At 73.2% G+C, this 22,000-nt stretch carries 19 protein-coding genes; 13 read left to right on the top strand and 6 right to left on the bottom strand.

Going from position 1 to position 22,000, the window contains the following annotated elements; all coding sequences use genetic code 11:
- Positions 1–82: 82 nt before the first annotated feature.
- Positions 83–1,798, bottom strand: coding sequence for a class I adenylate-forming enzyme family protein (locus ABZ693_RS30615; protein WP_359883990.1), 1,716 nt, complete (start codon positions 1,796–1,798; stop codon positions 83–85).
- 236 nt (positions 1,799–2,034) lie between these two features.
- Here ABZ693_RS30615 and ABZ693_RS30610 point away from each other — a divergent pair, with 236 nt between their 5' ends.
- The 5 genes from ABZ693_RS30610 (at position 2,035) to ABZ693_RS30590 (ending at position 7,895) form a co-directional block, all read left to right on the top strand.
- Positions 2,035–3,192 (top strand): CaiB/BaiF CoA transferase family protein, encoded by a 1,158-nt coding sequence (locus tag ABZ693_RS30610; protein ID WP_359883987.1) that lies wholly within the window; start codon positions 2,035–2,037, stop codon positions 3,190–3,192.
- A complete protein-coding gene (locus ABZ693_RS30605; RefSeq protein ID WP_359883984.1) occupies positions 3,189–4,343 on the top strand; it encodes an acyl-CoA dehydrogenase family protein in 1,155 nt (384 codons plus the stop codon). Before ABZ693_RS30610 ends, ABZ693_RS30605 begins: the two co-directional genes overlap by 4 nt.
- A 364-nt stretch (positions 4,344–4,707) precedes the next feature.
- Complete coding sequence (locus tag ABZ693_RS30600) at positions 4,708–5,478, top strand: hypothetical protein (protein WP_359883981.1); 771 nt, start codon at positions 4,708–4,710, stop codon at positions 5,476–5,478.
- A gap of 374 nt (positions 5,479–5,852) precedes the next feature.
- Positions 5,853–6,440, top strand: a complete 588-nt coding sequence (locus tag ABZ693_RS30595) for a hypothetical protein (RefSeq protein WP_359883979.1) — start codon at positions 5,853–5,855, stop codon at positions 6,438–6,440.
- A gap of 84 nt (positions 6,441–6,524) precedes the next feature.
- On the top strand, positions 6,525–7,895 hold the full coding sequence (locus ABZ693_RS30590) for a M1 family metallopeptidase (protein ID WP_359883976.1): 1,371 nt from the start codon (positions 6,525–6,527) through the stop codon (positions 7,893–7,895).
- A gap of 106 nt (positions 7,896–8,001) precedes the next feature.
- On the opposite strand, the gene ABZ693_RS30585 is transcribed toward ABZ693_RS30590, so the two are convergent.
- The 5 genes from ABZ693_RS30585 to ABZ693_RS30565 form a co-directional block, all read right to left on the bottom strand.
- On the bottom strand, positions 8,002–9,033 hold the full coding sequence (locus tag ABZ693_RS30585; protein ID WP_359883973.1) for an ornithine cyclodeaminase: 1,032 nt from the start codon (positions 9,031–9,033) through the stop codon (positions 8,002–8,004).
- Positions 9,033–10,100: a PLP-dependent cysteine synthase family protein gene (locus ABZ693_RS30580; protein WP_359883971.1), complete on the bottom strand. Its 1,068-nt coding sequence runs from the start codon at positions 10,098–10,100 to the stop codon at positions 9,033–9,035. The genes ABZ693_RS30585 and ABZ693_RS30580 overlap by 1 nt, the downstream gene beginning before the upstream one ends.
- Before the next feature lie 4 nt (positions 10,101–10,104).
- Positions 10,105–11,007, bottom strand: coding sequence for a DUF2236 domain-containing protein (locus tag ABZ693_RS30575; RefSeq protein WP_359883968.1), 903 nt, complete (start codon positions 11,005–11,007; stop codon positions 10,105–10,107).
- A 54-nt stretch (positions 11,008–11,061) separates the two neighbouring features.
- Positions 11,062–12,066 (bottom strand): terpene synthase family protein, encoded by a 1,005-nt coding sequence (locus ABZ693_RS30570; RefSeq protein ID WP_359883965.1) that lies wholly within the window; start codon positions 12,064–12,066, stop codon positions 11,062–11,064.
- Positions 12,067–12,164: 98 nt separating this feature from the next.
- A complete protein-coding gene (locus ABZ693_RS30565; protein ID WP_359883962.1) occupies positions 12,165–13,595 on the bottom strand; it encodes an aldehyde dehydrogenase family protein in 1,431 nt (476 codons plus the stop codon).
- Positions 13,596–13,851: 256 nt separating this feature from the next.
- Here ABZ693_RS30565 and ABZ693_RS30560 point away from each other — a divergent pair, with 256 nt between their 5' ends.
- The 8 genes from ABZ693_RS30560 to ABZ693_RS30525 all read left to right on the top strand — a co-directional run bounded on the left by ABZ693_RS30560 (position 13,852) and on the right by ABZ693_RS30525 (position 21,873).
- Positions 13,852–14,631, top strand: coding sequence for a thioesterase II family protein (locus ABZ693_RS30560; RefSeq protein WP_359883961.1), 780 nt, complete (start codon positions 13,852–13,854; stop codon positions 14,629–14,631).
- Between the two features lie 169 nt (positions 14,632–14,800).
- Positions 14,801–15,085: a phosphopantetheine-binding protein gene (locus ABZ693_RS30555; protein WP_359883959.1), complete on the top strand. Its 285-nt coding sequence runs from the start codon at positions 14,801–14,803 to the stop codon at positions 15,083–15,085.
- Positions 15,082–16,485 carry a TrpB-like pyridoxal phosphate-dependent enzyme gene (locus ABZ693_RS30550; protein ID WP_359883957.1) on the top strand — a complete coding sequence of 468 codons (1,404 nt, stop codon included), beginning with the start codon at positions 15,082–15,084 and terminating at the stop codon, positions 16,483–16,485. The genes ABZ693_RS30555 and ABZ693_RS30550 overlap by 4 nt, the downstream gene beginning before the upstream one ends.
- Positions 16,482–17,681, top strand: a complete 1,200-nt coding sequence (locus ABZ693_RS30545) for an acyl-CoA dehydrogenase family protein (RefSeq protein WP_359883954.1) — start codon at positions 16,482–16,484, stop codon at positions 17,679–17,681. Before ABZ693_RS30550 ends, ABZ693_RS30545 begins: the two co-directional genes overlap by 4 nt.
- Positions 17,665–19,269, top strand: coding sequence for an amino acid adenylation domain-containing protein (locus ABZ693_RS30540; protein ID WP_359883951.1), 1,605 nt, complete (start codon positions 17,665–17,667; stop codon positions 19,267–19,269). Before ABZ693_RS30545 ends, ABZ693_RS30540 begins: the two co-directional genes overlap by 17 nt.
- Positions 19,266–20,084: an alpha/beta hydrolase gene (locus ABZ693_RS30535; protein WP_359883948.1), complete on the top strand. Its 819-nt coding sequence runs from the start codon at positions 19,266–19,268 to the stop codon at positions 20,082–20,084. Before ABZ693_RS30540 ends, ABZ693_RS30535 begins: the two co-directional genes overlap by 4 nt.
- Positions 20,071–20,928 carry an enoyl-CoA hydratase/isomerase family protein gene (locus ABZ693_RS30530; RefSeq protein WP_359883945.1) on the top strand — a complete coding sequence of 286 codons (858 nt, stop codon included), beginning with the start codon at positions 20,071–20,073 and terminating at the stop codon, positions 20,926–20,928. Before ABZ693_RS30535 ends, ABZ693_RS30530 begins: the two co-directional genes overlap by 14 nt.
- Before the next feature lie 12 nt (positions 20,929–20,940).
- Positions 20,941–21,873, top strand: coding sequence for a TauD/TfdA family dioxygenase (locus ABZ693_RS30525; RefSeq protein WP_359883943.1), 933 nt, complete (start codon positions 20,941–20,943; stop codon positions 21,871–21,873).
- Positions 21,874–22,000 lie beyond the last annotated feature (127 nt).

Here is a 22,000-nt window from a genome sequence, read left to right as displayed (position 1 = left end):
GGGTGGCGCGTCGGAGACGGGGCGTCGGGGCGTCAGGGCCGGGATCCGGCGGGGTGCCAGGAGCGGGATCAGCTACCGCGCGTCAGGCGCGCGGTGCGTCGAGGCGGGGGAGGACGCCCTCGGCGATCAGCTCCCGGACCCGGAACTTCTGGATCTTCCCGGAGGCGGTCAACGGCAGCCCGTCCGCGAGATACCACCGGGCCGGGATCTTGTGCGGGGAGAGCCGCTCACGGCACAGGGCGACGCACTCCTCGACGTCCGGGCCCTCCGGACGGTCGGCGGCGGGCAGCAGCACCGCGGCGACGATCTCGCCCCACCGGTCGTCCGGCACCCCCACCACCACGGCATCGCGGACGCCTGGCAGCGTGCTGAGGAAGGACTCGACGGGCCCGGGCGCGATGTTCTCGCCGCCCCGGATGATCAGATCGCTCAGCCGGCCCTCGATCCGGACCGCGCCGGTCGCGTCCATCGAGCCGATGTCCCCGGTGTGCAGCCAGCCGTCCGCGTCCACCTTCCGCGCGGTGGCCTCCGCGTCGCCGTAGTACGCGAGGAGCTGCTGGTAGCCGCGGGCACAGATCTCGCCGGGGACGCCGAGCGGCCGCACCCGGCCGGTGTCCGGGGCCACGATCTTGCACGCGACGTGGGGGAGCGGGCGGCCGACGGTGCCGGTCTTGTCCTCGGCGGTGTCGTCCGGCCGGGTCAGGGTGACCACGGAGGCCAGCTCCGTCTGCCCGTACAGGTTGAACACCGTGGTGGAGAACAGTTCCTCGGTCTCGGTGATGAGCTGCGGGCGGACCGGCGCCGCGCCGGTGAGCACGGAGGAGAGCCGGGCCGGCGCGCCGTCGGCGGCGCGGGCCACGTCGTTCAGGGCGCTCAGCACCGTCGGCACGCTGGTGAGCACCGCGCCGGGGGAGCGGCGCAGCACCTCGAAGAGGACCTTGGGGTCGAAACGCTCCAGGAGCGTGAAGACACCGCCGCTCCACAGCGGCCCCAGGCAGGAGATGACACAGCCGGCGGTGTGGAACATCGGCAGCGGGGAGACCACGGTCGCGCCGTCGTGGACGCCGAGCCCCTCGAAGGTCAGCCGGGCCACGTTGACCACGGACCGGTGCGAGAGCAGCACCGCCTTCGGGTCGCCGGTGGTGCCGGAGGTGAACTGGATCTGCGCCGGGACGGCGGCGATCTCCTCCCGCGAGGGCAGCGGTGCGGCACCCCGCAGCGACTCCCACGCGGCGAGCGGTACGACGTGCCGCAGCCCCGGCAGGCCCGGCGTCACCGCTCGTACCGTCGCGGCCATGTCGTAGCCCCGGGCGACATCGGCGTGGATCAGCATCTCGGCCCCGGAGGTGCGCAGGGCGTGGGTCAGCTCGCCGGCCCGCAGCGCCGGGTTGAGCGTCACCAGCGTCACCCCGGCCAGCGCCGCCGCGTACGCGACGATCGGCCACTCCGGGACGTTCGGCGCCCACAGGGCGACCCGCGCGCCGAGTCCGACGCGCTGCCGCAGCCCGCCGGCCACGCTCTCGGCCTCGGCGAGCAGTTCGGCGTACGTCCAGCGGCGCGGGACGCCGCCGTCGTCCGGGACCGACTCCAGGGCGAGGGCGTCCGGCTGGCCCGCGGCGACCTCGCGGAGCAGGGAACCGACGGTGTGGTCCGAGAGCGGCGCCTCGGTGTCCGCGGGGCGGAACGACTCGGTGAGCAGGGCGTCGACGCGCGGAAGGCCGGTGTGCGGAAGACCGGCGTACGGAAAGCCGTCGTGCGGGGTGGCGGTGCGCGGGGCGGCCGGTGCGGTGACCTGCATGGTGACTCTCCTCGGCGGTGGGCTGCCGGTCCGTCCGGCGCTGACTCCATCCCATCGCGCGGGCCCCTGGTGCCGGATCCCCCGGCGGCTGGAAGCCGTTCCCTCCCGGGAGGGAACCGGAGGAGGGAGGCAGGAGCCGTGCAGATCCCGTCCAGGACCGGCCGCCCCGCCGCCGGTAGCGTGCGCCCGCTGGGGCCCGCCCTCGACCGGAGGCCGCGGGAACGAAAGGAGTCGCAGTGGAAGTGACGGCGGGCTGGCCGGCCCTGGACGGCATACGGGTCCTCGATCTCTCGCGGCTGCTGCCCGGCGGATTCGCCACGGTGCTGATGGCCGACCTCGGCGCCGACGTGATCAAGGTGGAGAGCCCGGACGGCGGCGACTACGGCCGGCTGGTCGAGCCGGAGACGTTCGCGGCGCTCAACCGCAACAAGCGCTCCCTCGTCCTGGACCTGCGCGACCCGGCCGGGCGGGACACCCTGCTGCGTCTGGTGGAGCGCAGCGACGCCGTGGTGGAGAGCCACCGGCCCGGCGTCCTCGACGCCATGGGCCTCGGGTACGCGCGGCTGCGCGAGGCCAACCCGCGGGTGGTGCTGTGCTCGATCACCGGCTTCGGACAGCACGGCCCGTACGCCGCCCGGCCCGGCCACGACCTCAACTTCCTCGCCCTGTCGGGCTTCTTCGCCGTGCCGCACCGCCCAGGCGAGCGCGTCGACCGGGTGGGCCTGAGGATCGCCGACCTCGCCGGAGCGATGTACGCGGCGCTGTCCACCGCGGTCGCGGTCGCCGCCGCCCGCACCACCGGCCACGGCCAGCACCTCGACGTGTCGCTGCACGAGGCGGCCGCCGCCTGGGCCGGGCCGCTCGCGCTGCCCCTGCGCACGCTGCCCGACGCCGCCGACAGCCCCCTGGTCACCGGTGACAACGACGTGTTCACCGCCGCCGACGGCGGCCGGATCGCGCTCGCGACCTTCGAGGACAAGTTCTGGCTGACCTTCCGCACGGCCTTCGCCGGGGAGTTCCCCGAGCTCGACGACGACGCGTACGACCGCCGCACCGCGCGCACCCGGGCCCGTGGGCGGATCCGGGAGCTGCTCACCGGCGTCTTCGCCCGCCGCGACCTGGCCTGGTGGTGTGCCGCGCTCGCCGGACTGGATCTGGATCTGCCCTGGGCGCCGGTGTACGAGACCGCCGACGCGTTCCTGGCCGACGCGCACGTCGCCGCCCGCGACCTGGTCGGCACCCTGCCGGGGTCGCCGACCGAGGAGCCGCGCCGGCAGGTCCGCTTTCCCGTCCTGTTCGGCGCCGGACTCGACTCGCTGCGCGGCGCCGCTCCCGGGCACGGCGAGCACACCGACGAGATCCTCGCGGAGCTGGAGCTGGAGTCGGACCGATGAGCGGGCGCGGCGCGTTCGCGGAGAGCGCCGAGCACCGGGCGCTGCGGGAGGCCGTCGCCGCGTTCGCGCGCGGCCGGGGCGACGCCGGCCCCGACCCTCGCTCCCCGGAGGAGCTCTGGGCGGAGGCGGGACGGCTCGGCTACCTCGGGGTCAACCTGCCGGAGGAGTACGGCGGCGGGGGCTGCGGCATCACCGAACTCTCCCTCGTCATGGAGGAATTCGGCGCGGCCGGCAACCCGCTGCTCATGCTGGTGGTGTCGCCCGCCATCTGCGGCACGGTCATCAGCCGCTTCGGTACCCCGGAGCAGAAGCGCCGGCTGCTGCCCGGACTGGCCGACGGCTCCTCCCGGATGGCCTTCGGTATCACGGAGCCGGACGCCGGATCCAACTCCCACCGGCTGACCACCACCGCCCGCCGGGACGGCACGGACTGGCTGCTCACCGGCCGGAAGGTCTTCGTCTCCGGGGTCGACGAGGCCGACGCCACCCTGATCGTGGGCCGGACGGCGGACGCCCGCACCGGCCGCCTCAAGCCCTGTCTCTTCGTCGTCCCGCGCGACACTCCGGGCTTCGCCCATCACCAGATCCCGATGGAACTCGGCGCCCCGGAGCGGCAGTTCGAACTCGTCCTGGACGACGTGCGGCTGCCCGCGGACGCGCTGGTCGGCGAGGAGGACGCGGGGCTCCAGCAGCTCTTCGCCGGGCTGAACCCCGAACGCGTCATGATCGCCGCGTTCGCCGTCGGCCTTGGCCGGTACGCCCTGGACAAGGCCGTGGACTACGCCCGTACCCGGCAGGTGTGGTCCACTCCGATCGGCGCTCATCAGGCCGTCGCCCACCCGCTCGCCCGGATCCACATCGAGCTGGAACTCGCCCGGCTGATGACCCGCAAGGCCGCCTCACTCTACGACGCGGGCGACGACATGGCCGCGGGCGAGGCCGCCAACATGGCCAAGTACGCCGCCGCCGAGGCCTGCGCCCATGCCGTCGACCAGGCGATCCACACCCTGGGCGGCAACGGCCTCACGACCGAGTACGGGCTTGCCTCGCTGCTGACGCTCTCCCGGGTGGCGCGGATCGCCCCGGTGAGCCGGGAGATGATCCTCAACTTCGTCTCGCATCACACCCTGGGGCTGCCGAAGTCCTACTGACCTCGTGTCGTGTCAGGCCATGTCTGCCGTGTCGACGACTTCGCTTCCTTTTGAGGGGGGCGTAGCCGGGGGCGCGGGAGGTCATCCAGGTCACGCTGGACGGTGAGACGCTCCCCGGTGGCGGCCACGGACCGCTCGCGGGGGTCCCCGTCACCGCTCCCGTGCGGACGGGAACCAGCACGGATCTTGGGGAGCCGTCGCGGCGAGTCACCGCTGCGGCGTCTTCCCTGCCCCGGACGACGTGCTCGGCCTGGATCCGCCCCGCAGGCGGTCCGGGAGGAGACGGTGAGGGACGCCTGGGGGCACGCTAGGCTGCGCATTTTCGGCGGATGGGGGACATGGCATGTGGCAGCGGGGGATATGGGTGGTCGTGCTCGGCGTGGCCCTGGTGGTTCTCGCCGGCTGCGGTTCCAAGACCGCCGAGACCCACGCGGAGGCGACAGAAGCGGTCACGGCCGCCGCCTGGACGCTCGCCGCTCCGATTCGCATCGACGGCGTCCGTGCCGCCGACGGCGGCCGGTCTCTGGTGGTCGATGCCGAAGTGCCCGACGGGGCACGCGACTGTGTGCGCGGCCTGCGTGGTGAGCTCGACACCGTCGAGCACGGCGTGGTCTACGTGAAGGTCACGTATGAGACCCGTTCCCTGGACCAGGGCTCCGGCTGCACCGGCACACGGCGGGTCGAAGCGACGGTGAAGCTGGGCGAGCCCTTGGGCTCCCGCAGGGTCATGGTGAACAGCATGGACGTGTACACCCCCGTCGGTGCCGTGCTACCCGCCCTGCGGCAGTGCGGTGAGAACGGCTGCGACCCCACGCCGCCGCGTTGCACCTCGTCCTCGTACCGACAGGCGGTCAACGACACGGACATCCCCAAGCATACGAGCTGGGAGGAACGCGGCTGCGACGGCAGTTGGCTGGTGCTGGACCTGTCGACCCGGATGGGGCCGGCGTGCGGAGACGCCGGCGACGGATGCTCCTCCTCCAGCGTCTCCCGGCGCTGGTTCTACCAGGCGGACTCCTCTGGCTGGCGGCCGGTCGCCACGAGCGGCGATGCGGGGTGCGGCGGGATCCACAAAGCCCTGCCGGAAATGCCCGAGCACCTCTGTGCGTCGCTGCCGCGTCTCGACCGCGGCTGATCGCCCGAGCCTGCGGCTGCTCTTGCTGGTCCGACCGTCCCGTGAGCGTCCGAGCGGGGCGGCCTTCAGGCGGAGTCTGGGGCGTCGCCGGGTACGTCCGTGTCCGGCTCGCCCGGCCCACCTTTCGGCGGAGCCGCTTCGTGTGGAGCTGACTGGCCCAGTGGCCGCAATGACATATCCGGCCCCGTTTATCGCCTGTTGACCGATTCTTGAACACCGTGCGGTGGCATGTCGGTATGAACCTCAGACGAACCATGGCAGGTGTCGCGCTCGCCGCCTTCGTGCTTGGCGCCACCGGTGTATCGACTGCTTCCGGAGCCGAGAGAGCGGCGTCTGCCGGCCGCTCGCACCCGGCCTCGCACACGATCTCCGGCATGGCCCACCCGGGGCCCGGCAGGTCCGACTGGCCGAAGAAGGGGGACACCAAGGTCCCCGCGCTGCCGTCCGCGTCTCTCAAGGGCCTTCCGACCTTGCGGGAAGCGCAGCGGAGACGTCTGCTTTCACGGCCGTCGACGGCCGCGGGCGGCGTGACGGCTCAGGCGTTCCCCGACTACGACTGCACCACGCCCCCACAGGGCTGGGGGTACCACGACTACCTCGCCCCCGGCGAGTGCCTGACGCCGAACACGTACATCGCCGTCAACACCGAACCGGGCGGCTGGTACGAGCTGTGGATGCAGAGCGACGGCAATGTCGTCCTCTACTTCCACGGCGCCCCGTTCTACACGGCGAAGTGGCAGACCGGAACCCGTGGCTCGAACGCGTCGCTGTGGATGCAGCGGGACGGCAACGTCGTCATCTATGACGGCGCGGGCAACCCGATGTGGGCCACGGGCACGAACAGGTGCGGCGATCTGGGGGCCTGGCTGCGGGTCCAGGCCGACACCAACCTCGTCCTGTACACCCGCGACTGGACGCCGATCTGGGCCCGCTTCGACGGCCCTTCCTCCCGCCCCTGCTGAGACGAGCGGAAACGACTCGTTCGCTTCTCGTGCGCAAGGGCCCATGGCGGAAGTGCTGTGGCACGATTGGCTGCCATGCCGTTCATGACCGCATTGCCATCAACTGGCCTACGCCGCAGGCTGGTTGCCTTGCTCTCGCTGCTCGTCATAGTGGGATCCGGTGTCGCCGAGGCTGCCCCGGAAGCCACGGCCGCGACGCCCGATCGCGCACGCTACGACGTCACGTTGCGCGCGGACTCCGACGGCAGTCATTGGAGCGGCCGGGAGCGTGTGTCGTTCCGCAACGCGTCCGGGCAACCCCTGCGCGAGGTGTACCTGCGGCTGTGGGGCAACGGTGAGGACGGCTGCGGCACTTCCGGCAGCCCCTCTGCCGTCACCGTGTCCCGGGTGCGCGGCGGCACGGCGGGCCCGCTCGGCGTGGGATGCACCGCGCTGCGTATCACCCTGCCCAGGCCACTCGAAAGCGGTCGGCGCACGACGGTCTCCTTCGACGTGTCCCTCACCGTGCCCAGCCGCAACAACCGCTTCGGCAGCGAGGGCGCGTTCCGCTTCCTCGGCAACGCGCTGCCCGTACTGGCCGTACACGACGCGACGGGATGGCACCTCGATCCGTACGTGTCGACCGGCGAGAGCTTCTACGCCCTGACCGGCGACTTCCAGGTCACGCTCGACCACCCGTCGCGCCTCAGGGTCCCGGCGACCGGCCGCACCAGCACCAGGCCCGGCGAGCCGGGGCGCACCCTCACCCACAGCGACGCGCGCCGGGTACGGGACTTCGCGTGGGCGGCGGGTCCGTTCCGCACCGCCGAGGACACCACGCCCGGCGGGGTCCGGATCAGGTCGTACTGGGCGCCCGGCACACCCGCGAAGGGCGTACGGATGGCCCGCCGGGACGGCGCCGCAGCCGTCGACCAGTTCAGCGCGGAGTTCGGCGACTACCCCTACGGCGAACTCGACTTGGTGATGACCCCGCAGTTCGGCGGCGGTATGGAGTACCCCGGCCTGGTCCTGCTCGGCACCACCGAGGAGGGCAATGCCGTCGTCCACGAGGTGGCCCACCAGTGGTGGTACGGCATCGTCGGCAACGACGAGTACCGCACGCCCTGGCTGGACGAGAGCTTCGCCCAGTACGCCAACGGCCGCTTCTACGGCTGGGACACCCTCGACTGCTGGGACCCGGAGGGCTGGCCCGACGAGGATGCCGCGCTCACCAGCTCGATGGCCGACTGGTCGCGACGGCCCGGCTGGTTCCAGCGCGTCGTGTACGGCTCCGGCCCCTGCGCCCTGGCGGACCTCGAACGCACGGTCGGTGCCGCCACGATGGCACGTGTCCTCAAGCGCTACGCCGCCGACCACTGGTACGGCGTCGCGACCACCGCCGACTTCAAGAAGACGGCCCAGTCCATGACCGACAAGGACCTGACCCCCTTCTGGGAGAGCCACCGCATCCGGTGAACCCCACCGCACCGGCACGCACGGAGCTGCCCCGCCGGGAATCCGGCGGGGCCACGGTCGTACGAGGGGCCGGGCGGGGTGGGGGATTGCCGTACCGGCCCCTGGATCAGTGGGCCAGGGAGAGGCCGACGCCCTGCTCGACGGCCCGCGCGTACACGGCGGCGGCCAGCGCGATGTCCTGGACGCCCATGCCGAACGGGTTGATCACCACCCGGTCGTCCGCGGCGACCGTCCGCGCGTAGTCGCCGGCGAACAGCTCCGGCAGGGAGGCGTCCACCGACCGGCCGCCCGCCGGGGCGGCGGTCCCCGGACCGGTGACGCGGCCGGCCCGGGCCAGCTTGCCCAGCAGCCGGTGGTCGTCGTCGACGACCAGCTCCCAGTCGTCGACGAACAGATGGTCGCAGCCCAGGAGCAGGCTCTCCGCCGCGTCGTCGAGGGACACGTTGACGAAGGTCCCGCCCGCCGGCACCCAGTCCAGCTCCACGTACGGCTCGGTGGTCGTCGTCACCGCCACCGTCACCTGGGCCCGCTCGACGGCGGCGCGGGCGTCCGCGGTCACCGTGACGGCGACCGCCGGGTCCGCCGCGCGCCAGCGGCCGGCGAGCTCCTCGGCCCGGCCCGCGTCCTGGTCGTACACGAACAGCTCCTCGACGCCGGGGCAGGCGCTCGCCAGCAGTTCCCGGTGGACCTCGGCCTGCCGGCCGCAGCCGAGGAAGGCCACCCGCCGGACGGCCGCCAGGTCGCGTACGGCGCGCAGCGCGGCGACCGAGACACCGGCGGTGCGCAGGGCGCTGATCCGGCCGCCCTCCATGATGCAGACCGGTCGCGCGGTCTCCGGGTCGTCGAGCACGACCAGCCCGGCGGCGCGCGGGCGGCCGAGGAGCCGGTTGCCCAGCGAGGCGTTGATGATCTTGCAGCCGTACGCGCCGTCCGCCCAGCCGGGCAGGACGAGGCTGCGCGCCGACGCCCCGGACGGGGTGGTCCAGCGCAGCGCGGCCTCGGGGGTGAGCCCCGCCTCCTTGCGCCGGTAGGCGAGCAGCGTGTCGTGCGCCAGGTCGGCGACGGGCAGTCCGTCGCAGAGCCGGGCCACGTCGGCGCTGTCCAGATAGGTGAGCGTCGTGTCGTCGTGCGGTGTCATCAGTGCGTTCCCTTCCGGGGGTTCGGCCGGCTCGGCGGGGTGGACGCGGACGGTTCCCCCGTACGCACCCGGTCCAGCAGGCCCAGGGCCGCGCGGATGTCCCCCGCGCAGCCGGGACCGCCGTCGGCCGGGGCGTCGCGGAGCTGCGGGTACTTCTCCCCGCTGTCCGGGCAGACGCAGGTGATCTCCCGCAGCGACGGGTCGAGGAGCGCCCGGGAGACCGCGGCGAGCACCGCGGCGCCGCCGCTGCCGCCGAGGGAGATCCCGGTCCGACAGGCGATCAGCGCACAGGCCGCGGCGGCCGCCTGGTCCGTCAGCCGCACCACATGGTCCACGTGCCGCGGATCGATGAAGCCCGACACCTGTCCGGAGCCGAAGCCCATCAGCTTGAACGGCCGGTCGGCCGGGGCCCCGCCGAGCGCCGAGGATCCCACCGCGTCGACCGCGATCACCCGGGTGTCCGGGGCGTGGTCGCGGAAGAACCGCGCGATCCCCGCCAGCGTGCCCCCGGTCGACACGGCCACGGCGACCGCGTCGAACCGGCCGTCCGGCGCGGCCTTCATCAGCTCCGCGGCGGTCTGCCACTCGTGCACCCCGGGGTTGGCGGGGCTGTCGTACTGGTCGGTCCACACGGCGTCGGAGTCGGCCGCCACGATCTCCCGTACGGCCTGGAGCCGGGCCCCGAGGGTCCGGCCGCCCGGCACCTCGCGCACGGTCACCACCTCGGCGCCGTACCCGCGCATCCGCGCGACACTGGCGGGCGGCGTACTCGGCTCCACCACCAGCGTGCAGCGGTAGCCGCGATGCCGGCAGAGGCCGGCGAGGGCCACGCCCAGGTTGCCGGAGGTCGACTCGACCACCCGCATCCCCGGACGCAGCGCCCCGCTCGATTCCAGGGCGTTCAACAGGGCCTCCGCCGTACGGGCCTTGATCGACCCGAAGGGGTTCTCGGCCTCCAGCTTCAGCCAGATCCGCACGGTCCGGTCGCCGAGGGGGACGACGACCGGCCGCAGGGGCGTGTCGCCGATGGCCGCCAAGGGCGCCGCGAGGGCTGTGGTCTCGGTCATGTGCTCAGTCCTTGAGGCTGTCGACACGGGCCGTCGGCTGCTGCCGCACGGGCGGGACGGTCCGCTGGGGACCGATGTCGGCGAGGTCGTAACCGTGCGGGTAGCCCGGGTACGTCCGCGCGGTCGGCCGGGTCATCAGCCGTGCCATCAGCCGCGGCGCGACGCGCTCGGCCCCCGCGTGGCCGCGCAGCCCGGCGCGGTGGACGGCCCGTACCCACCGGGGCGGGACGGGCAGGCCGAGGGCGTCGAGCGCGGGTGCGTCCAGCCGGCACGGCAGCGTGGCCGCGACCAGATCGCTGACCGGGCGCCGGTACCAGGACGCGTAGAGGCCCAGGATGTTGGTGCCGACGCGGTGGTTGCTCGCGGCCCGCTGGAAGCGGGCCCGCTCGTACTCGCGGTTGAACTGCTCGAACGAGTCGTAGTCGGTAGGGAGTTCACGGATGTTCATCCGCTTGCCGACCCCGGTGAAGAAGTAGAAGGCGGCCAGCCGCTCCGTCTCGGAGGTCGGCCGCCAGGCCCAGCGGTCGATCCAGCGGACCGGCTCGAAGACGAAGGTCGACAGGACGTACAGCATGTCCTCGTTGGCGATGTCGAACCGGTGGTGCGCCTGGTTGATCTGCCGGATCGCCTGGCGCCCGCGGGTGGAGTCGTAGCCCCCGCGGACCAGTTCGCCGAGCAGGATCCGCGTGTCGTCGTAACGTTTCTGGGCGCGCAGGGCGAACTCGCCGCTGCCGTCCAGGACGTCGGAGATGGCGGGCACGCAACAGGTGCGCCAGATCGCCACCTCGAGCCCCCGGCCGTAGTCCCAGGGGAACTCGCGGTCGGAGGATATGCGGTGGATCTCCTGGTGGTCCGCCTTCGGGTCGAGGGTCTCCAGATGTCTGAGTGTCGCGTAACGGTCTCGCATGCGTACCCCGTTCACGGTGGGTCACGGTGGGGGAAGTCGGTCGACGACGCGCGCCTACAGCGGGGTGGACCCCGCGGTGCTGGTGACCTCGGGCCGCGTGGGGTCGAACCGCAGCGTCTCGAAGCGCCACTGGAGCTGGCCGGTGAGCCAGCTCCGCAGCCCCGCGACGTGGCGCTCCAGGCGGTCCGTCGGGAAGAGCGCGCGCTGCGCGGGCGTCAGGAGCTTCGCGAAGGAGGAACTGAGCTCGGTGAAACGGTCGAAGCGGCCCTGCACCATCTCCCCGACGGCGTCCGCGGCGGTCTGCAGGTCCGTGCCGTGGGCGTGCCGGTGGACCAGGACAAGGTTGTGCGGGTCGCCGAGCAGCGCCTCCTTCTCGCAGCTGAAGAGGTCGTTGGTCCACAGGTCCGCGTCGGACAGCGCCGCGTTCATCTCGGCGAAGGCCGGCAGCGTGTAGATCTCCTCCGGCACCTCGAAGTGCGTGGTGACCTCGATGAGGTCGAGGTACGGCATGAGCGCGCGGCCCCGGTGGGCGATGTACTCGTCCAGGCCGGGGACACGGCCCGCGAGCCGGTTCTCCGACTCCCACACGCAGGTGTCGAAGAAGGCCCCGATGTGCGCGGCGAGCCGGCGGCGCCAGGCCGGCGAGGTCAGCGGGACGGTGCGGCGCCACAGGTCCGCGTAGGCGGGGCGGAACACCCGGGTCAGGGAGTGTGCCGCCGGGCCGGCGTCGTCGACGGAGCCGTCCTCGGTGAACCAGCCGAGGACCTCGTCGCAGACCTCGCGCAGCCGCTCCGGCTCCGTGCCGAGGGAGGTCTCGTCGAACTGGTCGTCCAGGACCAGCATGCAGCTGATCCAGTCCGTCACGAGCTGGAGCTCCTCGGCGCCGGAGTGCGGGTACGCCCTGCCCATCAGGGTGCCGAGCAGGGAGCGCTCATGGTGGTGGCGGGCGGCCTCGTCGGGGGCGAGGCCGAAGCGGGCCACGAAGGCCCGGGCGCCGGCCTCCGCCCGGTCGGCGAACGGACTGAGTTCCGGAGGGAATTCGACATGGATGTGCGGCATGCGCAGGGACACGGTGTCACCCGTCGTTTCGAGTCGAGGTGCAGGGAACAGGGGGAGGGAGAAGGGGGCCTCGGTCCGGTGGCGGCCACCGAGCAGGGTCAGACCGGGAGTTGGAGGGACTTGACTTCCTGGAACTCCCGGATGCCGTGCCGGCCGAGTTCCCGGCCGATGCCGGACTGCTTGTAACCCCCGAACGGAGCGGCGGCGTTGAACTTGGCGCCGTTGACGTCGACCTGGCCCACCCGGAGCCGGCGGGCCACGGCGAGGGCGCGATCCCGGTCGCCGGACCACACGGTGGCGGCGAGGCCGTACTCGGAGTGATTCGCGAGCGACACCGCCTCGTCGTCGTCCTCGAACGCCATGACCGCGAGAACGGGGCCGAAGATCTCCTCACGGGCCAGCGGCATGGACGGGCTGACGTCCGCCCAGACGCTCGGCGCCACGTAATGCCCGGTCGGGGGCAGTGCGGCCGCGATGTCCTGGCCGGCGACCTGGCGGGCGCCCGAGCGGGCGGCCCGCGCCAGATGGCCGAGGACCCGCTCCCGCTGCCCGGCGGAGGCGAGCGGGCCCAGCAGGGTCGCCGGATCCTCGGGGTCGCCCGGCACGTAGCCGGCGACGACCGCACGGGCGATGTCCAGGGCCTCGTCCAGCCGCGCCCGCGGCACCAGCAGCCTGGTGCGGGCGGTGCAGGTCTGTCCCGCGTTGTGCAGGGCGCTGTGGACCCCGTCCTCGACGGCGGTGACCAGGTCGGCGTCCGGCAGGACCAGCGTGGCGGACTTGCCGCCCAGCTCCAGGCAGGTCTTCTTGACCGTACCGGCCGCTGCCGCGCCGACCTTCCGGCCGGCCTCCAGCGACCCCGTGAAGGACACCAGGTCGACGCCGTCGTCGACGGTCAGCGCGGCGCCCGCCGTCGTGCCCCGGCCGGGCACGAGGTTGAAGACGCCCGGCGGCAGCCCGATCCCGTCGATGAGCGTCGCAAGGAAGCAGGAGGAGAGCGGGGCGAGTTCACTCGGCTTGAGCACCAGGGTGCAGCCCGCCGCGACGGCGGCGCCGATCTTGGCGACCGCCTGGTGGAGGGGGTAGTTCCACGGGGTGATGGCGCCGACCACGCCGACCGGCTCGCGCACCACGAGGGAGTGCCCGATCCGTTCCTCGGCGGTGGCCGCGGCGAGCTCCGCCGTGAAGCCGTCGAGTACCCGCACCGGCAGGCCCGCCTGGACGCGCCGGGAGAACGCGAGGGGTGCCCCCATCTCCCGGGTGACGGTCTCCGCCAGCTCGTCCCGGTGCTTCACCAGGGCCTCGCGCAGCGCCGTCAGGGCCGCCGCGCGCTCCTCGACGCCGGTCGCCGCCCAGCCGGGCAGCGCCCGTCGGGCGGCGTCCACCGCGCGCCAGACGTCCTCGCTGCCGCAGTCCGGGACCTCGCCGACGATCCGCAGGGTCGCCGGGTTCTCCACGGAGATCGTGCCGGTGGCGCGCGGGGCGGTCCACCGGCCGTCGACATAGACCTGGCGCAGAGGGAGGGAATTCATGGCGTGACGGTTCTCTTTCGGCAGGATCGAATGAGCGGAATTTCTCCGGCGACGGGCAACAGGGAGGAAATTCGCGACGTGACGGCGGACCAATGTACGGAGTCCGGACGTCGGTGGACTGGATGAGTTCTGCACGGCGAAACTGCCGCCCGAATCGGGTGTTGACGAGCCGTGGAATGACGTTAGGGTGCGGTACTTGAAATGCCGGGACGGGTGAGTCCCGGCCGTTCGAGAAGCCCAGGGAAGCAGGCCGCCAGTGATACCCAGCCCGGTACGTGCCCCGAATGCCGCCGGCCCGGACGGGCTCTGGCTGCGCCGGCCCCGCCCGGTGTTCGCGCCGAGGATCCGTCTGGTGTGCCTGCCGCACGCGGGCGGTACCGCCGGCGCGTTCTACGGCTGGGCCGACGCCCTGCCGGACGACGTGGAACTCGTCGCGGTGCAGTACCCCGGGCGGCAGGACCGCTTGGGGGAGACGTGCGTCGGCGCCATGGCGCCGCTCGCCGACAGCGTGGCGCGGGAGCTGCTGCCGTTGTTCGACCGGCCGGTCGCGCTGCTCGGCCACAGCATGGGCGCGGCCCTCGCGTACGAGGTCACCCTGCGTCTGGAGGCGCTGTACCGGGCCCGGCCGCTACACCTGTTCGTCTCGGGACACGGCTCGCCGCTCAGCCCCCGGGGCGGCCGGGACCTCCATCTCCAAGGCGACGAGGCCATGGTCGAGGGCTTGCTCGCGCTCGGCGGCATGGACCCGGCGGTGGTCGCCGAGCCGGAGCTGCTGGCCCTGCTGCTGCCGTCGTTCCGCGCCGACCTGACGCTGATCGAGACCTACCGCCCCGCCGCGGCACGGCCGGTGACCGTGCCGGTGACGGCGTACGTGGGGGACGCCGACCCGGGCGTGCCCGTCGCGCACGCCGCCGCCTGGTCGGACGCGACGTCCGGGGAATTCGCCCTGCGGGTCTTCCCTGGTGACCACTTCTCTCTCGTGATGGGGAGCGAGATCGTCACGGACGTCGCCCGCGTTCTCGCCGCCCCGCACTGACCCCCCGTATCCCCCTTTCCGTAACCCCGTCTTTTCCCGCCTTTCCCCGGCTTTCCCGCGCCCCCGGCTGTCGGCCGTCGCGGGAATCCTTCTCCGGCGTCATGACGGTGCCGCTCGCACGAAGTCATCCCGGCCCGACGCATTTCCTGCCCCCAAGGAGCCTTTCGACATGCTGCCCGACGACGACGTGGCCACGAAGGTCCGCGCACTCATGGTCGACGCCCTCGATCTCCGGCTCGACCCTCAGGACATCGGTGCGCAGACCTCGCTCTACTCGCCGATGATCCAGCTCGACTCGCTCAACCTGCTCCAGCTCCTGCTCGCCGTGGAGACCGAGTTCGGCGGCCACGTCGAGGACGAGGACGTCATGGAGGCCGACCTGGAGACCGTCGGCGACCTGATCGAGCTCGTCCGCCGGCATGTCGCCGGCCCGCGGAGGGAGATCCCGGCATGAGGGCCGTGCGCAACCAGTACCTTCTCGACGAGGACGACGTCCCGACCCACTGGTACAACATCCTCGCCGACCTCGACGTGTCGTCCTCCGACGTCCGCCGGGCCCGGCCCGCCGCACAGCCGGACGGCGACGCGCGGACGGCCGACCGCGGTTCCACCGGGGCCAACATCCCGCTCTCCATGTACCGCGGCAGTGTCGGCACCGAGCGCCATGTGAGGATCCCCGACCCGGTACGCGCGCAGTACCAGCGCTGGCGCCCCACCCCGCTGATCCGTGCCCACCGCCTTGAGCAGGCGCTCGACACCCCCGCGCACATCTACTACAAGTACGAGGGCGCCAACGCCTCCGGCAGTCACAAGCTCAACTCGGCTCTCGCGCAGGCCTATTACTACAAGAAGGCCGGCGTCCAGGAGATCACCACCGGCACCGGCGCCGGCCAGTGGGGCACCGCGCTGTCGATGGCCTGCCACGCCCTCGACCTCGCCTGCACCGTCTTCATGGTGAACTGCAGCTACCGGCAGAAGCCCTACCGCCGGGTGCTGATGGAGCTCAACGGCGCCCGCGTCATCCCGAGTCCGAGCGGCACCACCGAGGCGGGCCGCGCCCTGCTCGCCGCCTCGCCCGACGGCGACGGCAGCGTCGCCATCGCCAACGCCGAGGCCCTCGAACACGCCCGGAGCGTGACCCGCGGCGCCTTCTCCGTCGGCAGCGGCGAGAACCACGTCCTGCTGCATCAGACGGTCATCGGCGAAGAGGCCCTGCTCCAGATGGAGTCGGCGGGGGAGTTCCCCGACGTGGTCATCGGCGCGATGGGCGCGGGCAGCAACTTCGCCGGTCTCGCCTTCCCCTTCCACCGCGAGAAGCTGCGCACCGGAGCCGCGACCCGGCTGGTCGCGGTGGAGCCCGAAGCGTGCCCCAAGATGACCCGGGGCCGCTACGCGTGGGACTACAACGACTTCTCCGGCACCACTCCCATGACGAAGATGTACACCCTCGGCCACACCTTCGTCGCGCCCGGCGTACACGCCGGCGGGCTGCGCTACCACGGCGCCGCGCCGCTGGTGAGCGCCCTCTACGACCGCGGCCTGATGGAGGCCGTGGCCTACGGGCAGAAGGAGGTGTTCGAGGCGGGAGCGTTCTTCGCCCGCACGGAGAACCTCATCCCCGCCCCCGAGTCCGCGCACGCCGTCAAGTGCGCCGTCGACGAGGCCGTACGGGCCCGCGAGGAGAACCGGCCGCGCGTCATCCTCTTCAACGTCAGCGGCCACGGTCTGCTCGACCTGTCCGCGTACGACCAGTACCTGGCGGGCACCCTGGAGGACCACGTGGTCTCCGACGGCCACATCGCCGCCTCGCTGGCCGGGCTGCCCGCCCTCGACCCGGTCGGCGGCCGCCCGTGACCTTCGACCCCACCGAGGAACAGACCGCCCTCGCCGACCGCTTCCGCCGGCTCGGCCGGGACCTCGGCGCCGACCTCCCGGCCCGGGAACGCACCGGGACGCTCCAGCCCGGCGACTGGCAGCGCTGCGCCGACGCCGGAGTCCTCGGCCTTCCCGTGCCCCGCGCCTACGGCGGGCTCGGCCTGGACCCGCTGACCTGCGCCCGCGCGCTGGAGGGCCTGGGCGAAGGCTGCCGGGACAACGGCCTCATGATCGCGCTCGGCGCGCACATCTGGGCCGCCGAGATCCCGCTGCTGCTCTTCGGGAGCGAGGAGCAGAAGAACCGCTATCTCCCCGGGCTCTGCGACGGCCGGCTGATCGGCGCCCACGCCATCACCGAGGCCGGCTCCGGCTCCGACGCCCTCTCTCTCACCGCCACCGCCCGCCGCGACGGGGACACCTACGTACTCGACGGCACCAAGCGCTTCATCACCAACGCGCCCCTCGCCGACGTCTTCCTCGTGTACGCCACCGTCAACCCGGCCCTCGGATTCACCGGCGTCACCGCCTTCCTCGTCGACCGCGACCAGGCGGGGCTGACCGTCGAGACCCGCTACGAGAAGGCCGGACTGCGCACCGCGCCCTGGGGCGAGATCACCCTCAGCGGCTGCCGCGTCCCGCTCTCCGCGCGACTCGGCGCGGAGAAACAGGGCTCCCGCGTCCTCGCCGCCACCATGGCCTGGGAACGCTCGCTGATCCTGGCGCCGCTGCTCGGCACCATGGGACGGCAGATCGACGACTGCGTCCAGTACGCGCGCACCCGCGAGCAGTTCGGCCGGAACATCGGCAGGTTCCAGGCCGTGTCCCACCGCATCGTCGAGATGCGGATCCGGCTGGACGAGGCCCGGCTGCTCACCCACCGGGCCGCCTGTGACCTGGAGCGGGATGTCGCCTCGCACTACGCCGAGGCGGCCCAGCTCCGTACCAGCGAGTCCGCCGTCGAGACCTTCCTCGACGCCCTCCAGGTGTACGGCGGCCTCGGCTACACCACCGACACCGATGTCGAACGGAATCTGCGCGACGCGCTCGGCACCCGGATCTCCTCCGGCACCTCCGACATGCAACGGATGGTGATCGCCGAGAAGCTCGGCCTCACCACCCGCGCCCGCGCCGCGTCCCCCCGCCCCGCTGGAGTCCGCCATGCGCACGCTGAATGAGCTGCTGACCCGCGCCGCGGCCACCCGGCCCACGGCCGAGGCGGTACGTCACCGGGGCCGCTCCACCGACTACGCCGGCCTGGACCGGGCGGCCACCGCGCTCGCCGCGACCCTGCGCGAGCAGGGCGTCCGCCCCGGCGACCGGGTGGGTCTGTGGTTCGGCAAGTCGACCGAGACCCTCGTGACCCTCCACGCGATCCTCAAGTGCGGGGCCGCGTACGTGCCGGTCGACCCGGCCACGCCCGTCGCCCGCGCCGGGTACATCCTCGGCGACTGCGCCGTCCGCTGCCTGGTCACCGACGCGCCCCGGCTCGCGCTGCTCCAGAAGCACGGCGTTCCCGCCGCGCTGCGCACGGCCGTCCTCGTCGGCGACGAGCCCGCGCCGCCCGCGCCGCCCGCGCCGCCCGTCCCGCCCGGCGTCCCGGCGCTCCGGTCGACGAGCTGGGCGCGGGCCGTGGACCGGCCGGCGCCCGACGGGTTCACGCCCGCCGCCGTCGGCCCCGACGACCTCGCCTACATCCTCTACACCTCCGGCTCCACCGGCACGCCCAAGGGCGTCATGCTCTCCCACCGCAACGCCCTCGCGTTCGTCGGCTGGACCGTGACCGAGTTCGGGCTGACCGCCGAGGACCGGCTGTCCTCCCACGCCCCCGTCCACTTCGACCTCTCCGTCTTCGACGTCTTCGCCGCCGCGAGCGCCGGCGCCTGCCTCGTCCTCGTGCCCGAGCACCAGCGGGCCCTCGGCCCGGCGCTCAACCGGCTGGTCGCCGAGGAGGGCGTCACCGTCTGGTACTCGGTACCCGGCGCCCTCATCCGGATGCTCGACGCCAAGAACCGCTCTCTGCTGGAGAGTTCACGGCTGCGGACCGTGCTCTTCGCGGGCGAGCCGTTCGCGCTCGCGCACCTGCGGCGGCTGCGCGCGGCGCTGCCGGGAGCCGCCCTGCACAACCTGTACGGCCCGACCGAGACCAACGTCTGCACCCACCACCGGGTCACCGACGCCGACCTCGCCCCCGGCCGCACCGCACCCCCGCCCATCGGCCGCCCCTGCCCGTACGCCGACACCCGGCTGCTCGACCGGGACGGCCGGCCGGTCCCGGACGTCCCGGGCGCCGAGGGCGAACTCTGCGTCACAGGCGACTCGGTGATGCTCGGCTACTGGGGCCGCACCCCGCCCGCCGAGGCCCCCGGGACAGCGGCCCGCATCCACCGCACCGGCGACCTCGTCCGGTCGCTGGAGGGCGGCGGCTACCGCTACCTCGGCCGCCGCGACCACATGATCAAGATCCGGGGGTACCGGGTCGAACCGGAGGAGATCGAGGCGGTCCTGATGCGGCTGCCCGACGTCCACGAGGCGGTCTGCGTCGCCGTCCCGGACGCCGACGGCGACCAGGAACTCCACGCCCACGTGGTGCCCGCCGACGGCGCGGCCCCCGACCCCGCGGAGTTGCGCGCCCACTGCGGGGCGGCCCTCCCGCGCTACATGGTCCCCGCCGCCTTCCACCTCGCCGGCTCCTTCCCCCGCACCTCGACCGGCAAGATCGACCGCCGGGCCCTGGCCGCCCCTTCCCTCCAGGAGGCGGCGTGACCGCGCGCGTGCTCACCCCGCGCCTGCCGAGCCGGCTGCTCGGCCGCGACAAGGGCGTCAACATCGTCCTGCCCGGCTGCTACAGCGAGGACGGACCCGCCCACCCCGTCCTGTATTTGCTGCACGGCTACGGCGGCAGCAAGGAGACCTGGATCGTCAACACCCGTCTCGTCGACCTGGTCGGCGCCGGCCGGACCATCGTCGTCCTGCCGCAGAGCGGACGCCGCTGGTTCGTCAACGACCACGCCGGGCTGCGGTACGAGGACCACCTCGTCCACGAACTCGTGCCGGCCATCGACACGGCGTTCCACACCCGAGCCGACCGCTCCGGACGCGCCGTCGGAGGCTTCTCCATGGGCGGGGCCGCCGCGCTCTACCTGGGGCTGCGGCACCGCGACGTCTTCGGAGCGGTCGCCTCGCACGCCGGGGCCTTCGAGGCGCCGCTGCGGACGGGGGACCCGTACGCGGCGTTCCGCTCGGACCCCGGATTCGCCATGCCCACCGTGGAGTGCCACGAGCGGGTCTGGGGTCCGCCCGGCAGCGAGACCCGGCGGCGGTACGACCCGTACCGCCTGATCGGGAAGGACGGCCACACCCCGCCGCCCGCCCTCTACCTGGACATCGGCACCGAGGACCACGACCGGATGCGGGCCATGAACCGCCGGGTCCGCGACGCGCTGCGCGAGCGCGGCCACGAGGTCACGTACCACGAGCGGCCCGGCGGCCACGACTGGCGGTTCGTCGACGGAGCTCTGCCCGCCTCCCTGGACTTCGTCGCCCGCCACACGGAGGAGCGCACACGTGAACGCGTCTGAACCCTCCCTCCTGGTCACCCGCCCCCTCCCGGGCGTCGTCACGGCGACCCTGAACCGGCCCGCCCGCAAGAACGCCCTGAACGAGGAGCTGTTCGCCCGCCTCACGGACCTCTGCGCCGAGCTGCGGGCCGACCCCTCCGTACGAGTGCTCGTCCTGACCGGCGCCGGGGGCACCTTCTGCGCGGGGTACGACATCGACGAGGTCGGCCGGATCGCCGCGCTGCCTCCGCTCACCCTGCTCGACCTGCTGCACCGGCAGGCCGAGGCGGTCACCGGACTCACGGCCCTGCCGCAGACCGTGATCGCCGCCGTCGACGGCTCCGCCGTCGGCGCCGGGCTCTCCCTGGCGCTCGCCGCCGACATCCGGCTCGCCGCGCCCGGCGCCCGCTTCCGGGCCTCCTTCGTGAAGATGGGACTCTCCGGCGGCGACATGGGCGCCTCCTGGCTGCTGCCCCGGCTCACCGGCCTCGGCTTCGCCTCCGACATGATGCTCACCGGCCGGTTCGTGGCGGCTGACGAGGCCCTCGCCCGCGGCCTGGTGAGCCGGGTGACCGCCCCCGGCGACCCGGCCGGCGCCGCGCTCGGCCTCGCCGCCGAGATCGCCGCGAACAGCCCGGTCTCCCTGGCCCTCACCAAGCAGGTGCTCCAGGCCAACACCGACGCGCCTTCGCTGGCGGCCGCCCTCGACAGGGAGGCCCCCGTCCAGGTCGTCGCCGCCCACTCGCCGGACGTCCGCGAGGCGGTGGCCGCCTTCCGGGACCGCCGCGCGCCCGACTTCGGCGCCGCCCGGCCCACGACCTCCCAGCCTGCCGGGGACGCCGTCCCGTCGGCGACCCCCTCCTGAAAGGAACTCCACGTGACCACCGAGAACGCCTGGCTGCCCCGGATCCTGCGCCCCGCCGACGTGGGCGCCGACGCCACCCCGCAGGGCCTGGAGGAGTACCTGCGGGCCACCGACGTCGCCCGGCTCCTGGCCGAGGAACGCGCCGTCTACTTCCGCGGCTTCGGCATCACCGCCGACAGCTACGACGGCGCCGCCGACCTGCTGCTGGCGAACCGTCTCGCGTACGTCCACGGCAACTCGCCGCGTACCAAGGTCGGCCGCAACCTCTACACCTCCACCGAGTACCCGGCCGAGTTCGAGATCTCCATGCACAACGAGATGTCGTACGCGCACGCCTGGCCCTCCCGGATCCTGTTCTTCTGCGACGTGGCGGCCGCCACCGGCGGTGCCACCCCGCTCGTCGACGGCCGGCTGTGGCTGGAGTCCATCGACCCGGAGATCCGGGCGGCCTTCGCCGCCGGCGTCCGCTACACCCAGAACCTCCACGACGGCATGGGCTTCGGCAAGAGCTGGCAGGCCACCTTCGAGACCGAGGACCGGGCCGAGGTCGAGACGTTCCTCGACGGCGCCGAGGCCGAGTGGAGCTGGCAGCCCGACGGCACCCTCCGCGTCACCCAGCTCCGCCGCGCGACGCTGGAGCACCCGGTCACGGGCACGGAGGTCTGGTTCAACCAGGCCGACCAGTGGCACATCGCCGGACTCGGCGACGACGCCGCCGCGCTCGCCGAGATCATCCCCGAGGACGAACTCCCGCAGAACGCGTTCTTCGCCGACGGCAGCCCCATCCCGGCCGAGTACATCACCCACGTCCAGGAGATCGGCATGAAGACCGCCGTGGATGTCGCCTGGGAGGCCGGCGACCTGCTGCTCGTCGACAACGTCGCGGTCGCGCACGGCCGCCGCGCGTTCACCGGGCAGCGCCGGATCCTGGTCGCCATGGCCTGATCAGCGCCTCCGCTCCCGTACACGCCTCGAAGGGCCGGCCCGAGTGGGCCGGCCCCGCGCTCCGTGCGGCGGGACTGCTGTACGGCGGCGGCGCGCGGCCCGGGGTCCTGCCCCTGTCCGGTGGCAG

The sequence above is a fragment of the Streptomyces laurentii genome, from assembly GCF_040635425.1.
Classification (GTDB): Bacteria; Actinomycetota; Actinomycetes; order Streptomycetales; family Streptomycetaceae; genus Streptomyces; species Streptomyces laurentii.
Note: the sequence above shows the minus strand (reverse complement) of the source record. Positions and strands in the feature narration are given on the sequence as shown.

Excerpts from the sequence above, each read along its gene's own strand:
- ABZ693_RS30615 (WP_359883990.1), bottom strand. The coding sequence starts at position 1,798 with ATGCAGGTCACCGCACCGGCCGCCCCGCGCACCGCCACCCCGCACGAC.
- ABZ693_RS30605 (WP_359883984.1), top strand. The coding sequence starts at position 3,189 with ATGAGCGGGCGCGGCGCGTTCGCGGAGAGCGCCGAGCACCGGGCGCTG.
- ABZ693_RS30595 (WP_359883979.1), top strand. The coding sequence starts at position 5,853 with ATGGCCCACCCGGGGCCCGGCAGGTCCGACTGGCCGAAGAAGGGGGAC.
- ABZ693_RS30590 (WP_359883976.1), top strand. The coding sequence starts at position 6,525 with ATGACCGCATTGCCATCAACTGGCCTACGCCGCAGGCTGGTTGCCTTG.
- ABZ693_RS30585 (WP_359883973.1), bottom strand. The coding sequence starts at position 9,033 with ATGACACCGCACGACGACACGACGCTCACCTATCTGGACAGCGCCGAC.
- ABZ693_RS30580 (WP_359883971.1), bottom strand. The coding sequence starts at position 10,100 with ATGACCGAGACCACAGCCCTCGCGGCGCCCTTGGCGGCCATCGGCGAC.
- ABZ693_RS30575 (WP_359883968.1), bottom strand. The coding sequence starts at position 11,007 with ATGCGAGACCGTTACGCGACACTCAGACATCTGGAGACCCTCGACCCG.
- ABZ693_RS30570 (WP_359883965.1), bottom strand. The coding sequence starts at position 12,066 with ATGCCGCACATCCATGTCGAATTCCCTCCGGAACTCAGTCCGTTCGCC.
- ABZ693_RS30565 (WP_359883962.1), bottom strand. The coding sequence starts at position 13,595 with ATGAATTCCCTCCCTCTGCGCCAGGTCTATGTCGACGGCCGGTGGACC.
- ABZ693_RS30555 (WP_359883959.1), top strand. The coding sequence starts at position 14,801 with ATGCTGCCCGACGACGACGTGGCCACGAAGGTCCGCGCACTCATGGTC.
- ABZ693_RS30550 (WP_359883957.1), top strand. The coding sequence starts at position 15,082 with ATGAGGGCCGTGCGCAACCAGTACCTTCTCGACGAGGACGACGTCCCG.
- ABZ693_RS30540 (WP_359883951.1), top strand. The coding sequence starts at position 17,665 with ATGCGCACGCTGAATGAGCTGCTGACCCGCGCCGCGGCCACCCGGCCC.